A 294-nucleotide genomic window follows, 5' to 3' on the forward strand; every position below is an offset into this window, starting at 1 on the left:
TTGATTATAGCAGATGTAGTTCGTTCCTTGCCACTAAGCCGTTTGCTCAACCTTTTAGCGTTGCGTGTGCCTTTGCGTTGAATAGAACTACGAACCTGTTGTCTTTTTTCTCTGTATTGATTCATCCAGTCGGCGGAGTGCTTACCGCCATCAGAGGTAACGGCTATATCGGTCAATCCAAAATCAACACCAATAAATCCTGTTATATCCTGTGCAGCTGGCTCAGGAATATCCAGGGTTTGATAAAGAAAAAATTTACCTTTTTTATAAACCAAATCAGCTTCACCTTTGAGG

General features: G+C 41.5%; 1 protein-coding gene. It reads right to left on the bottom strand.

Translation table 11 applies throughout. The features are described 5' to 3' along the window. Nucleotides 1-294 (bottom strand): hypothetical protein (locus tag AC6CH7_RS26525; protein WP_498265570.1); only part of this gene is annotated, 294 nt, incomplete at both ends.

This window comes from Pedobacter sp. GQ55 (genome assembly GCF_059758925.1).